The sequence below is a fragment of the Cronbergia sp. UHCC 0137 genome (assembly GCF_034932285.1).
Lineage (GTDB): Bacteria > Cyanobacteriota > Cyanobacteriia > Cyanobacteriales > Nostocaceae > Cronbergia.
In genome coordinates, this window is the sequence record NZ_JAYGHC010000032.1 from 12,730 (window position 1) to 26,038 (window position 13,309).

At 42.0% G+C, this 13,309-nt stretch carries 12 protein-coding genes; 7 read left to right on the plus strand and 5 right to left on the minus strand.

The features are described 5' to 3' along the window. Positions 1-65 precede the first annotated feature (65 nt). Complete coding sequence (gene rpsT, locus VB711_RS16830) at positions 66-359, minus strand: 30S ribosomal protein S20 (RefSeq protein WP_323287325.1); 294 nt, start codon at positions 357-359, stop codon at positions 66-68. Between the two features lie 414 nt (positions 360-773). On the opposite strand from rpsT, the gene hisD reads away from it, so the two are divergent. From hisD to VB711_RS16845, 3 genes are all read left to right on the plus strand, one after another. Beyond that, a complete protein-coding gene (gene hisD, locus VB711_RS16835; RefSeq protein ID WP_323287326.1) occupies positions 774-2,075 on the plus strand; it encodes a histidinol dehydrogenase in 1,302 nt (433 codons plus the stop codon). 234 nt (positions 2,076-2,309) lie between these two features. Next, positions 2,310-2,741, plus strand: coding sequence for a universal stress protein (locus tag VB711_RS16840; protein ID WP_323287327.1), 432 nt, complete (start codon positions 2,310-2,312; stop codon positions 2,739-2,741). A 682-nt stretch (positions 2,742-3,423) separates the two neighbouring features. Then, positions 3,424-4,164 (plus strand): dienelactone hydrolase family protein, encoded by a 741-nt coding sequence (locus tag VB711_RS16845; protein WP_323287328.1) that lies wholly within the window; start codon positions 3,424-3,426, stop codon positions 4,162-4,164. A 250-nt stretch (positions 4,165-4,414) separates the two neighbouring features. Here VB711_RS16845 and VB711_RS16850 read toward each other — a convergent pair whose 3' ends face one another. Further along, positions 4,415-4,819 carry a hypothetical protein gene (locus VB711_RS16850; RefSeq protein ID WP_323287369.1) on the minus strand — a complete coding sequence of 135 codons (405 nt, stop codon included), beginning with the start codon at positions 4,817-4,819 and terminating at the stop codon, positions 4,415-4,417. A 264-nt stretch (positions 4,820-5,083) separates the two neighbouring features. On the opposite strand from VB711_RS16850, the gene hslO reads away from it, so the two are divergent. The 3 genes from hslO (at position 5,084) to VB711_RS16865 (ending at position 8,866) form a co-directional block, all read left to right on the plus strand. Further along, on the plus strand, positions 5,084-5,989 hold the full coding sequence (hslO, locus tag VB711_RS16855) for an Hsp33 family molecular chaperone HslO (RefSeq protein ID WP_323287330.1): 906 nt from the start codon (positions 5,084-5,086) through the stop codon (positions 5,987-5,989). A gap of 111 nt (positions 5,990-6,100) precedes the next feature. Beyond that, complete coding sequence (locus tag VB711_RS16860; protein WP_323287331.1) at positions 6,101-8,173, plus strand: chromosome segregation ATPase; 2,073 nt, start codon at positions 6,101-6,103, stop codon at positions 8,171-8,173. 99 nt (positions 8,174-8,272) lie between these two features. Beyond that, positions 8,273-8,866: a Uma2 family endonuclease gene (locus VB711_RS16865; RefSeq protein WP_323287333.1), complete on the plus strand. Its 594-nt coding sequence runs from the start codon at positions 8,273-8,275 to the stop codon at positions 8,864-8,866. A gap of 71 nt (positions 8,867-8,937) precedes the next feature. Here VB711_RS16865 and crtD read toward each other — a convergent pair whose 3' ends face one another. The 3 genes from crtD to VB711_RS26495 all read right to left on the minus strand — a co-directional run bounded on the left by crtD (position 8,938) and on the right by VB711_RS26495 (position 12,368). Continuing rightward, on the minus strand, positions 8,938-10,473 hold the full coding sequence (gene crtD / locus VB711_RS16870; RefSeq protein ID WP_323287334.1) for a C-3',4' desaturase CrtD: 1,536 nt from the start codon (positions 10,471-10,473) through the stop codon (positions 8,938-8,940). A 275-nt stretch (positions 10,474-10,748) separates the two neighbouring features. Beyond that, a complete protein-coding gene (locus VB711_RS16875) occupies positions 10,749-11,195 on the minus strand; it encodes a DUF29 domain-containing protein (RefSeq protein WP_323287335.1) in 447 nt (148 codons plus the stop codon). Positions 11,196-11,228: 33 nt separating this feature from the next. After that, a complete protein-coding gene (locus VB711_RS26495; protein ID WP_416233592.1) occupies positions 11,229-12,368 on the minus strand; it encodes a PKD domain-containing protein in 1,140 nt (379 codons plus the stop codon). A gap of 274 nt (positions 12,369-12,642) precedes the next feature. Here VB711_RS26495 and VB711_RS16885 point away from each other — a divergent pair, with 274 nt between their 5' ends. After that, entirely contained in the window at positions 12,643-13,224 is a 582-nt protein-coding gene (locus VB711_RS16885; protein ID WP_323287370.1) for a pentapeptide repeat-containing protein, read from the plus strand. Positions 13,225-13,309: the final 85 nt, after the last annotated feature.

The following is a 13,309-nucleotide window of genomic DNA, read 5'->3' on the forward strand; positions in this document are numbered from 1 at the left end:
ATTGATTGGGATGTTTAGGACATTAGTTTGTTAGTTTATGACTAAGGACTAATGACCAATTGCCATTATGCTGTTTGGGTGATTGGCTTCAGTTTGTGAGCTAATCTTGACTTTTTCCTAGCCCCGTTGTTGGGATGCAACACACCGCGCTTTACAGCTTTATCTATTTTGCTGTAAGCCTCTGACATCCTAGCCTCTACCTGTTGTTGTAGTTCTGGGGTAGGATTGGCCGCATAAGCATCCACAGCAGTAAAGTATTTTTTCATCAATGTCCTTACTGCCGATTTATATGTTTTGTTACGAACTCGGTTACGTTCTCCGATTTCGGCGCGTTTTAGAGCAGATTTTGTATTCGCCACAGTCAATTCCAAAAAATACTATTAATTATGTACACACACTACCAGGCTTACTAATATAACATAAAAATTGCCAATGTGAAGATTTCTTCCAAAATTTTTCCAAATTGGAGATTGGGAATAGGGGGCAGGGGGCAGGGGGCAGAAGGCAGGGGGCAGGGGGCAGGGGGCAGGGGAGGCAGGGGAAGCAGGGGAGGCAGGGGAGGATTAGTGATTTCGCAACCAAGGTGATGGGAAATAGGCTAGAATGAGGTACTCAAACCAAAAAATCAAACAATAATTTGGAAAACCTTGGGAGTATCAAAAAAATCCAGGTTAAGCTAGAGAAGAGAATTAGAGAGAGCTTGATCCTCAAGGGAAACAACTCTGACTAATTTTCAGGTGAGAATATTCTAATTTTGGCATAGTCGTTACTCCATGCTGCGAATTATTACTCAGCAGGCAGAGGTTAGAGCAGAACTGCAACGGATCTGCGATCGCACCCAAAATGAGCAGGTGGTTCACAAAGAGGCCACCGTGCGGGAAGTCTTGCAAGCAGTGAAACGCCAAGGCGATAAAGCTGTATTGCACTACACAGCCGAATTTGATCAACGAAGCTTGAAGCCAGAAGAACTAAGGGTGACAGGTTCAGAGTTGGATGCTGCTTACCAGCAGGTGTCAAAAGATTTGCTGGTAGCGATTCGGTTAGCTTGCCGCAACATTGAGGCCTTTCACCGTCAACGAGTACCAAAAAGCTGGGTACAGTTTGGCGACGATGAAGTGGTACTGGGTAAACGCTACACCCCTGTAGACCGGGCGGGCTTATATGTACCCGGTGGTCGTGCCTGTTATCCTAGTACCGTACTGATGAATGCGATTCCCGCTAAAGTTGCGGGTGTACCCCGTGTAGTTATGGTGACTCCACCGGGGGCGGGGAAAACAATTAATCCAGCCGTCTTGGTAGCTGCCCAAGAAGCTGGTGTACAGGAGATTTATCGGGTTGGAGGCGCTCAAGCGATCGCGGCTTTAGCCTATGGTACAGAAACAATTCCCAAGGTCAATGTAATTACTGGACCGGGTAACATTTATGTAACTTTGGCGAAGAAATTAGTCTATGGTACAGTGGGCATTGATTCCTTGGCGGGGCCTAGTGAAGTGCTAATTATTGCTGATGAAGCAGCCAATCCCGTCCATGTTGCTGCGGATTTATTGGCACAGGCCGAACATGATCCCATGGCGGCGGCAATTTTGTTAACAACAGATGCCGGGTTAGCAAAAAACGTCAAACTAGCAGTAGAAAGACAACTGGTAAATCACCCCCGACGGATAGACACAGAGAAAGCGATCGCTCACTATGGATTAATTGTAGTTGTGGAATCCCTAGAAGCCGCAGCAGAATTATCCAACGAATTTGCCCCCGAACATTTAGAATTAGAGGTTAAAGATCCTTGGGCTTTAATCACTCAAATTCGCCACGCTGGGGCTATTTTTCTCGGTTATTCTACCCCAGAAGCAGTAGGAGACTACTTGGCAGGGCCTAACCATACCTTGCCTACTTCCGGTGCAGCCCGCTATGCTTCTGCCTTGGGTGTGGAAACCTTCCTCAAGCACTCTAGTATTATTCAGTACACACAAACGGCATTGAAAAACGTAGCTAGTGCGATCGATGTTCTAGCTACCGCCGAAGGTTTACCTTCCCATGCCGATTCTGTAAGGCGACGAGTTGAGGAGGAAGAGTAATTTAGTTGGCAAAAGTCACTAAATAGGTGCATAATAAAACCCTGTGACTTTACCCAACTAAAACACCGAGAAATCACTATTTAATAATAATTTGGGATAGTTAGTTATTGTGTGGGATTTTAAGAATAGCCTGTTAGTAGGGGTAATTAAGGGCATTAAGCTACTTATCACACCCCTACGGTTAATCTAAAATCTCTAATTGTTAGAAGGGGTCTACTCTGAGGAAATAAAGGCGTGTTAAAAACTATTTTAGTAGCCATGGATGGCTCGGAAATTACTGAACGAGTAATTCAGACTTTAAATGATTTAGTGCTATTACCAGACACTAAAGTTATTCTTTGTCATGTATTTTCTACACCAGAGTCAGAAATGGAATTACCAGCAGATATTCCTCAGTCAGAGTCAGCCAATTTTTCTTATTTTCAAATCGAAAAGCGTCTCCAATCTTATCAAGACAAGTTATCAGTTAAAAGTGAACTAGAAATGGTGACAGGTGATCCGGCTGATGAAATTGTGCGGTTAGCTAATATTTATAAAGCTGATTTAGTGGTAATTGGTAGTCGGGGTTTAACAGGAATGACGCGAATTGTGAAAGGTTCTGTTAGTAGTCAAGTGGTGGAAGAGGTTAATTGTTCAGTTATGGTAGTCAAACCACTGAATAAATAGATTTTAGTGAAAGCCCTAATTAGTTATTGATTAAATTAGAAATTAGGCGATGTTACAAGATTAAATGTTCTTGAAAATTGAGAATAACAAAAATTTTTAAATATTGATAAAGAAAAGTTGGATATCTGGAAAATTTTACTGATTACTATTAAATCTCAAGAATTACAAAATATAGCCGTAAGTAGGTGGGCGTTAAAAATTGTCGTTGGGGGAAGGTAACAGGTAACAGGTAACAGGTAACAGGTAACAGGTAACAGGTAACAGGTAACAGGTAACAGGTAACAGGTAACAGGTAACAGGTAACAGGTAACAGGTAACAGGAAGAGAGTTTTGGGCGATTTTACTTTTCTTTACATACCTTGAATTTTTTCTGTTTATCTACTTATGCACTTGAATTAGATATACTTGACAAGGTAATAACTTGCGTTTTTACATTCATAGGACTTACGCACGAATTACGGAATGTCAAACCGCAGAGGACGCAGAGGACACGGAGAAATAAGAGTTTGAGAGGTTTTTTGCATAAGTCCTAATCCATATATCCTTTTTAAGTAAAAGCTCAATTTACGCCCTTGCGGAGTATACATGATCAGCCCTCTCCGAAAAAGAGGGGATTCGGGGTGGGGTTTTTGTATTTTGCTCAACCTATAAAACACCATAACACATTACCAAAAAACAAAAAATGCAAATTGTTAAACGTAATATAGAATTAAGAGTTGATGATAGTTTAATGCGGGTTTATGTTGCTTCTCCTAAACCAGAGGGTAAATATCCAGGGATTGTTTTTTATAGCGATATTTATCAATTAGGTGATGCAATAATTCGTTTAGTTAATTATTTAGCTGGTTTTGGTTATGTTGTCGCAGCACCGGAAATTTTTCACCGGATTGAACCTTTGGGTTCTGTAATTGAACCTAATGATCTTGGGAGAATGCGCGGTAATGATGATGCACGACGGACGTTAATTTCTGAATATGATGCTGATTCTCGTGCTGTGATTAATTTTCTCAAAGATGATAGTTCAGTTATTACTGATAAAATTGGAACTTTGGGTTTTTGTATTGGTGGACATTTGGCTGTTCGTGCTGCTTTTGAAAGTGAAATTAAAGCTTGTGTTTCTTGCTATCCTACAGGTATTCCTATTGGTAAGTTGGGTAAAGGTGTAGCAGATACCATCCACCGATTTGAAGAAATAAAAGGAGAAATGTTGTTAATTTTTGGAAATCAAGATCCGCATATTTCTGAAAATGATAGACATACTATAATTAAGGCTTTAGAAAATGCGAAAATTCATCATCAATTTTTTTGTTATGAAGCGGAACACACTTTTATGAGAGATGATGGTTATCGTTATGATGCTGTTGCTGCTACCTCAGCATGGGAGCAAATTATGGCTTTTTTGGAACGAAAATTTAAAAGGTAGACTAATAAGCTTTTAATTTGGATATAGCGGTTGTTAAGCGAGAATACAAGAACCCCACCCCCAACCCCCTCCCCGCAAGCGAGGAGGGGGCTATGATGTATTTCATTCTCTTCGTTTAAAAAAGACCGTTTTGCTAAATAAAAACCTGCAAGCGGAGAGGGGGCTATGATGTTTTCAAGTTCAAATCTCAGCCGTATCGAGTATAATTGGGGTGGGTATCTTGGCTGCTCTATCTACAAGAAGGTATAATTTATTTAGTAGGATTTTCTGATGGTTTTTGAGTCGCTAAATATTGACGCAAGCTGAATAAACTGAGGGTTTGAGCTAAATTGATGGGTAACATTGATATACCTTCTAAACGAGATTGTACCCAACCATCCCCCCAGTACCATTCGTGAAAGCCGTCTATACTGCCACTCAGAAGTAAGCGCAAACAATTAGGTTTAACGACATCTACGTGATGATCAATCTGAATTGGACCTGTCCAAGTGGTAAAGTGAGATCCGGGTTGCAGTTCTTCTGGTATTCCCTGGGAAAAAGTTTGTCCTAAGAGCCATTTTTTTAGTTCGGCTGGATGTAATATGCTGTCATGAATAGCATCGGCGGATGCTTGGATTTCGATTCGCAGTTGGCTTTGTTGAAATGTACCTAGCATTGGTGATTGGTGATTGGTGATTGGTGATTGGTGATTGGTGATTGGTGATTGGTGATTGGTGATTGGTGATTGGTGATTGGTGATTGGTGATTGGTGATTGGATGATCGTCCATTCCGTGTCATCAATGTAATCCATTGAAACCGTGATCGTGATTAAATAATCTTCAAATCCGTGTCATCAGTGTAATCCATTGAATCCGTGATCATGATTGATGATTGGTTTAAAATAAAAAAGTCCTCTTCTTGAGAATTGTAAGGTTTTTCATGGCGGATCAATTAATTCGCGCTACGGCGGCTGATGGTGGTATTCGGGCGGTAGGGGTGATTACTACACGCTTAACTGAAGAGGCACGAGTGCGACATAAACTTTCTTATGTGGCTACGGCAGCATTGGGGCGTACTATGTCAGCAGGACTGTTGATGGCTTCTAGTATGAAACGTGTGGGGTCTAGGGTCAATGTTCGAGTTAAGGGCGATGGGCCTTTGGGTGGAATTTTGGTCGATGCAGGATTGGATGGAACTGTGCGGGGTTATGTACATAATCCATCTGTGGAATTACCTCCCAATGCTAAGGGTAAACTGGATGTAGGGGGCGCTGTGGGTAGTGGCTATCTCTATGTTGTTCGGGATATTGGTTATGGTTTTCCCTATTCTAGTACGGTTGAACTTGTTTCTGGGGAGATTGGTGAAGATGTGGCTCATTATCTGCTAAATTCAGAACAAACTCCTTCCGCTTTGGTTTTGGGTGTGTTTGTGGGGGAAGGGGGAGTGACGGCATCGGGAGGAATTTTGGTGCAGGTGTTACCGAAAGCGGCTAGAGATGAGGCTTTGGTTGAAATATTAGAATCACGGGTGGCTGCTTTGTCAGGGTTTACGCCGTTAATGCAAGCGGGTAAGTCTTTGACGGATATTTTTACTGATTTACTGGGGGATATGGGGTTACATATCTTTCCTGAAAGTCAAATTTTGCGCTTTCACTGTGGTTGTTCTTTTGATCGGGTATTGGGGGCGCTGAAAATTTTAGGGCGGGATGAGTTGCAAGATATGATTGTTAAAGATGATGGTGCTGAGGCGATTTGTGAATTTTGCGGGACTGTTTATCAGGCTAATAAGGATCATCTGACTCAATTAATTGTTGATTTGCAGGTAGAATCTTCGTCATTAGGATAAAACTTGATGAAAAGATTAATTTAGCAAGATAGCTTTTTAATCATAGGGAAGGTAATATGGCAAAAGTGGCATTATTGGTCTGAATGCTATTTAATTACTTTGGTGTGAGATATGACAGAGCGGGATATTCCAGAAGGTTGGTCTCTAGCCAGAGCAAGAAAGCCAGATATAAATAAGAACTCATCCCCAACTCCACAAGCTGGAAAATCTCAAAATTCTGGTGTCCCAGCTACTGGTTATAATTCTAAGTCTGTGAAGCAAAGAAAAAAGCAAAATCCGGCCGGATTATCTATAAATAACGATTCAGAAGCTAATTTTGAACCTAGTCATTCTACAGTGATGCGATCGCGCTGGCTGAAAAGCTGGATTGTGTGGGCAGTGTTGCTGACGTTGATTCCTGGCAGTATAGGGTTTATGGCAACGGCAATGCTGCTCAAATTACCAACAGCGCCTAATTGTCCGGCGATTTTTTGGCCTTTGGCTAGTGCATCGGTAAGGTTACATTGCGCTCAGTTGGCGGCTTCTAAGCAGTCGGTGAAGGATTTGTTGCAAGCGATCGCTCTGGTGAGATCTTTGCCGGGGAATCACCCTTTACGGGGGGAAATTGATCGTTTTTTAGAGGAATGGTCACGGGATATTTTACGGTTAGCTGACCAGAGTTTCCAATCGGGGAATTTAAAGGAAGCGATCGCTACTGCTCATCAAATCCCAGAAGATTTGACTTCTCAGCAATTGGTGGATCAACAAATAGCTAAATGGCAATCTATTTGGACAAGGGCAGAGGGAATGTACCAAGAAGCAGAGAAAGAACTGCGTCAAAGACATTGGCAATCTGCTTTTATGCTGGCAGCTAAACTGTTGCGTGTGGATAATAAATATTGGGCAACTACAAAGTACGACCAATTGAATCGGATTATTATCACAGCACGGGATGATGGCGATCAACTCTACAAAGCCGAAAATCTAGCGAAAAGCAACAGGGTAAATGATGTCCTTAAAGCCATCCAGTTGGCTGAGTCGATTAAGCCAGATAGTTATTTGTATCAAAAGGCTCAGGAATTGATTCTGGGATTTGGCCGCAGAATGCTGAAATTGGCACAAAGGAAGATGGATCAACGGGATGCTGATACAGCGTTGGGAATTGCCAGAAAAATTCCGAAACTGGAAAAATTGCAGATAGAAGTTGATGATTTTATTGCCCTGGGTGAGGCACAAAAAAGTGCTTTTACTGGTGACATTTCTGGTTTAGAAGCGGCTATTTCTCAAGCCCAACAGATTGATATTTCTAGGGGTGTATACGACCAAGCCCAACAATTAATAGCTAGTTGGCAATTAGAAATTGAAGATGTTGCCAGGTTAGAAAAAGCCCGAACCTTAGCTAGTCAAGGAACTATTAACGATTTAGCAGCAGCAATTTCCGAAGTGCAGCTAATCCCCACGACCAATCCCCGCGCTCAAGAAGCCCAGAAAGAGTTAGAACGCTGGAATTATCAGGTACAGACGATTGAGGATCAACCGTTTTTGGATCGGGCTGAACAGATCGCCATATTAGATGATACTAACTCTTTGCGAACAGCGATCGCTGAAGCTAGTCAAATTTCCTCTGATCGAGCGCTATATTCCCAAGCCAGGAGTAAAATTCGGGAATGGACGGGAAAAATTCAAAGAATTGAAGATCAACCTTATTTAGATCAGGCCCAAGCATTAGCTGATAGTGGAAATTTACCTGGTGCTATTGCTACAATTCAAAGGATAGCCTCTTCCAAACGGGCGCTGGCCAATCAAGCAAAAACGGCTATAAATGGTTGGCAACAGCAAATATCTGATCAACAAAATTGGAAAAAAGCCCAAGCATTAGCAGCAGCAAGCACTCCCCAAAGTTTGGTGGAAGCGATACGATTAGCTAATCGGGTGTCAAAAAATAATGTTTTACGGATGGATGCCAACTTTGCAATTGATCAATGGAGTCAGCAATTATTACAAATAGCCAGTTCTGAAAGTGAGGGTGATATTGCCAAAGCCATTGATACTGCTCAGTTGATTCCTCGTAGTAGTAATATCTACAGGCAAGCTCAAGAACAAATTCGTACTTGGAGGCAACTGCTCAATCCTGAGCCATCACCTGAAGTATTACCTGATCTATCACCTCCACCTGAAGAATCTCTGCCATCACCAAGTTTGTAAGGAGACAAGGGAGGTAAAAAACTTTTAAAATCCTCCCTCCTAAGATTAATGTAAAGGTCATGTGTGTACAGGGTAGCTTGAGAAAGTAGGAAATTTATAATGCAACTCTTAAACCAAATCGCTGATACTACAGACAATCGCATCTTACTCTATGGAGTAACTTGGGAGCAATATGAAACCCTGGTAAATCTATTTATTGATCAATTTCCTGGGTTAAGAATGATTTATTTAGAAGGAACATTAGAAATTATGGGAACTTCCTCTGAACATGAAAGATTAAAAACAATTATTGCTCGTTTAATTGAAATATTCGCTCTAGAAAAACAAATTAATCTGAATGGTTACGGAAATACAACCTTTCGTAAACAAGCTAAAGAAAGAGGATTAGAAGCAGATGAATGTTATTATCTGGGAGAATTTTCAGAGTTTCCTGATATTGCTTTAGAAATTGCCCTGACTAGCGGTGGTGTTGATAAACTGAAAGTCTATGAAGGATTAGGTGTTTCTGAGGTATGGTTTTGGAAAAATAACCAGTTTTTGATTTATCATTTTACTGATGGGAAATACCAACAAATTGAACGCAGTCAATTATTACCAGATTTAGATTTCTATTTATTAAGTCAATTTATTGATTATTCTAATCAAACTCAAGCAGTCATTGGTTATCAGAAGGCATTAAGAGAAGGTCAGTAACTATTAGACATCTGATGAAAATTAAATATGGATTTTCTAAAACCCTTGTAGAGACCTTCCATGGAACGTCTTTACCTTTTTTCCTGGAGATGTCTATTTGATTGACAAATTTGCCTTACTACTGTTAAGGCTGAATAACTCACTCCTGCTGTACCTTCCCCTGGATGAGTAGAATCACCAACTAGCCAGAGATGGTTAATGGGGGTGCGATTGGCGAAACCAAATGGTCCAAAGGTGGGGATTCTTTGACCTATACCACCAACAATACCGCGATCGCGTGCCGTGTAATTAGCAAAAGTCCGGGGTGTAGCTGCTTCTACATGAATTATTGTTTCTGGTTTCAAATGAAAATATTCAGAAAGACGAGAAATTGCTTCTTGGGTATATTGTTGTTTTAACCCTGGATAATCTTGACTTTTCTCCCAAGGTGTGGTATTAACAAAAGAAGAAGCGATAATTGTGGCTTTTCCCTCTGGGGCGCGACCATCTCCTGGATGACTGACGGAGACAAACAGGGAATTATTTTCGCCAATTGTGCCATTGGCATCATACATAAATTGCAGGTGAGGTGGACAATTTGCGGGAATTGCACTGGCATCTACACCTAAATAAACCACAAAAGCCCCTGATGATGGTGGTAGTTTTTCTACGCGCTGTTGATATCCTGATGGGGTTTTATTTCCTAATAACTGGACTAAATTCTGAACGGTGACATTAGCTACTACATGATCTGCCGCTTGAGTTGAGATTTCCCCGGTTTTCTGATTTTTAATCACTACACCGATAGCTTGACCATTTTCAACTTGAATCTGTTCTACGGTGTGACGCATTAACAATTTGCCACCATCTCTTTGCAAGGATTCAACCAGGCGATCGCTTAGTACCTGCATACTACCTTGGAGGTGAAACAATCCTTGGGGTAGTTGGGATACACTCAAAGCTGTGGCAGCATAAAGTAAAGCTGTTTCTTCAGCATTGACTTGAGAATAAAGTTTGAGTTGTAAATCTAAAAATGTTCTGAGTCGATAATCATTACCCAAACCATACAACCGCAAAGCATCACCCACAGTCATAAAAGTAAAGGGTGCTGTAATCAAGGTATTAGGACGCAACGCCTTAGTTAGCTGCCACAAATCCCATAAATTACGGGGTGGTAAAACTGGATCACGTCCTTGAAATTCCCAACTAGGATTAAATAAAGTGGCTAATAGTTGCCAAAACCCTTCACTACCAGGAAACTGTCTTTGGCGTTCTTCTCGCCATTTTTCAGGATCACGCCAAACGTTGATGGGTGTGACTTCCCCAGGAAGATAGACTGCACAAGCGGGGTCACAAGGGGTAGCTGGGGGTAAATCTATTTCCAATTCTGAGAAAATCCGGTGGTGGATTCCCCCTGGTTCTAAACCCGCAACCTGAGTTGCACCGACATCAAAGGTAAAGCCTTGGCGTTTAAATGTGGAAGCGCAGCCACCCGGAACTATTGCTTGGTCGAGAATCAGGACATTATAACCTCTGTGTGCCAATAATGCCCCGGCTGTAAGTCCACCGATACCCGCACCAATGACGATGATACGGGGTTGATTTCTCTTATCAGAAAAGTTTGACATTGATGATTAATTTTATAATTCTTAATATTACTAATTATTAGTTTACACTATAAATTTTATTTATTGCCCAATACAGTTAGAGGATGTTTGAAAAGTTTTCGGCGAATATAATTCGCTACTACACAAACGAAGTCCACCTGCGTGGACTAATGAAAAATCAAGGCTTTTGAACCCACGTTCGCGTAGCGTTCCGTAGGAATAGGTGGGTTTTGTCTGTGTAGCCGCGATTTATAATCGCCAAGGAATGTATGAATTTAGACTTTTCAAACAACTTCTTAGGGATAAGAATCTAGATCGAAGATTTCAGGTTGAGAAAAAGGGCAACTATCAGGAAATACACTAATAGGTAATTTAGTTTCTTTGCTTGCAGATTTTCTAGCCATTTGATAACATTTATTAAATACCATATCCAGATATTTTTTTTCTAAACTGGGGCTATCTTCAAAAATAAATAAAATTTGACGACGTTGTTCATCAATAGTTGACAACCAACTATTAGATTGATTTTCTGGTTGATATTTCCATTTTAATAAGTGGATTAGTAAAATAATTAATCTATTTTGTAATTCTCGTTTATCACTTTTGCCCATTGCTTCAATTTCTTCAATGAGATGCTCTAAATCTAATTGATTAAAATCTTGGTTGCGTAAATGCTGTAATGTAGTTTCTATCCATTGTTGATAATCGGTTTCATGGAGTATTGATTTTGCTTGAGTTGTCATGGTCAAATCCTCAAAGAAACGAAGATAAATATATTATACCAAGTAGTCGTGCAAATTAAATTTGAGGGTGAGAGGGGCTGTTCCTTCATCTGTGGTGATGTCTACACCTGCTTGCACAACTGGAGCAACGTTACTGACGTTGGTGGTTATTGTTTGGGATGTGTTTGCACCATTTGTATCGCTGACTGTGAGGGTAACGGTGTAGATGCCGTTGTCAGCAAAGATGTGATTGACGTTTTGTCCAATTACTGCATTTGTTCCATCGCCAAAGTTCCAATTATAGGTGAGGTCGTTACCAGGGTCGGTGGCTGTGGCGCTGAAGGTGCTGATTGTACCTTCTTGAATGTTTGATTCTACCGTAACGTTGTTGATCGTGGGGGCGATGTTGTTGACGGTGACGGTGACTGTGGCAACGTTTGAGATGGCGTTGTTGTCTAGGATGATGTAGGTGAAGGTGTCTGTACCGATGAAGTTGTTGTTGGGTGTGTAGGTGAGGGTGCTGTCGGGGTTGATGATAATGTTGCCGTTTGCTGCTGTACCTAGTTGGACTGTGCCGTTGGGGGTGCTGTCGTTGGCTAGGACGTTGATGAGTAGGGGTTGTCCTTGGTCGGTGGTGGCTGTGTCGTTGTTGGCTATGGGGGTGATGAGGTCGTCGTTGAGGAGGATGACGTTATCTATGGTTATTTTAGCATCTTTGGCTCCGAAGCCCAGGAGGTCGAAGTAGAGGGTGGCTAGGGTTCCGGGGGCGATGGTGCTGATGTCAATGTTGACGGTGCGGGGTGTGTTGAGGGCTATTTTGTCGCCGGAGGTGTTTGCGCCTGCGATTTTGACGTTGTTGCTGAAGTAGGTGTTGCCGGTTTGTTGGAGGTTGAGGAGGGAGTCGGTGTGGGTGAGTCCGGTGGCTGTGCCGATTAGGGGGGTGAGGGTTTGTGTGTCTAGGAGGGCGACTTCAAAGGCATCGTTGGGGGCAAGTTTGTTGGTTCCTAGTTGGGTGTCTAGGATGGTGAATTGCAGGTATTTGGCATTGTCGGGGATGATGAAGGTTTGGGTGAGGTTGCCCAGGAGGGGGGAGTCTTCGGTGAGGACTGCGTGGGAGTTGAGGATGGTGGTTGCTCCACGGGTTGTCCAGTCGGTTTGGCTGTCGAAGTCGCCGTTGAGGATGCCGAGAACCAGCCTACTCCGTTGGCATCATGGTCAATGAGGATTGTGCCACTGTTGGGGCGACCGTATTGGGCGTAGTTGGTGATTTGGGCTTCGGCTAGTTGTCCGGTGGGGAGGTCGGTGATTTGGAGGTTGATGTTGAAGGTGGGGTCGAAGAGATTTAGTGGGTTATACTTGAGAAGTCTATAACTTGCGTTTTTACATCAATATATCCCCTTTAGGCAAAAGCTCAAATTGTAACCTTGAGAAGTATATCTTTATATGTGTTAGTTATAGGAGTTGAGTTGTGGAAGACGAAGAATTTTCGCCAAGCTTGGAAGTTGAAGAGTTGCTGGAAAGGTATGCTGCTGGAGAGCGAGACTTTAGGGAAGTTGACTTGAGTAGCTGCGATTTGACTGGTGTCAATCTTTGTGGTATCAACTTGAGTGAATCCGATTTTACTTATACCAATTTTACTGGTGCTAACCTCAGTAGGGCTAATTTTAGTAAGTGTATGATGATTACTGCTATCTTGGAAGGTGCCGACCTGAGTTACGCTAACTTGAGTGGTTCCGATTGGACTGAGTGTGACTTCAGTGGTGCTAACTTGGTTGGGGCTAATTTTAGTGGTTCCGAAATGTTCACCGCCATTTTGAGAGGAGCCAACCTGAGTGGGGCTAATCTCAGTAATGTGGGTTTGAATGTTGCTAATTTGGTTGGTGCTAATCTCACCGATGCTGATTTGAGTGGAGCTTCTCTCGAAAGTGCTGACATCACTGATGCTAATTTGACTGGTGTTAAAAATGCCAATATCAGCGGAGCTATTATATACATCACAACTACTATGCCAGATGGTAGTGTTGTGGAGCATCGCCAAATTTGTGAGTAAAGAATAACTATTCTCTAAAGGCTGTTGATAAGTATCTGTCCCGATAAATTTCTCGCCCATTAAAGGCGTGGATAACTTAGGAGAC

Coding starts and splice junctions, on each gene's coding strand:
- hisD (WP_323287326.1), top strand. CDS start 774: ATGCTGCGAATTATTACTCAGCAGGCAGAGGTTAGAGCAGAACTGCAA.
- VB711_RS16845 (WP_323287328.1), top strand. CDS start 3,424: ATGCAAATTGTTAAACGTAATATAGAATTAAGAGTTGATGATAGTTTA.
- VB711_RS16850 (WP_323287369.1), bottom strand. CDS start 4,819: ATGCTAGGTACATTTCAACAAAGCCAACTGCGAATCGAAATCCAAGCA.
- hslO (WP_323287330.1), top strand. CDS start 5,084: ATGGCGGATCAATTAATTCGCGCTACGGCGGCTGATGGTGGTATTCGG.
- VB711_RS16860 (WP_323287331.1), top strand. CDS start 6,101: ATGACAGAGCGGGATATTCCAGAAGGTTGGTCTCTAGCCAGAGCAAGA.
- VB711_RS16865 (WP_323287333.1), top strand. CDS start 8,273: ATGCAACTCTTAAACCAAATCGCTGATACTACAGACAATCGCATCTTA.
- crtD (WP_323287334.1), bottom strand. CDS start 10,473: ATGTCAAACTTTTCTGATAAGAGAAATCAACCCCGTATCATCGTCATT.
- VB711_RS16875 (WP_323287335.1), bottom strand. CDS start 11,195: ATGACAACTCAAGCAAAATCAATACTCCATGAAACCGATTATCAACAA.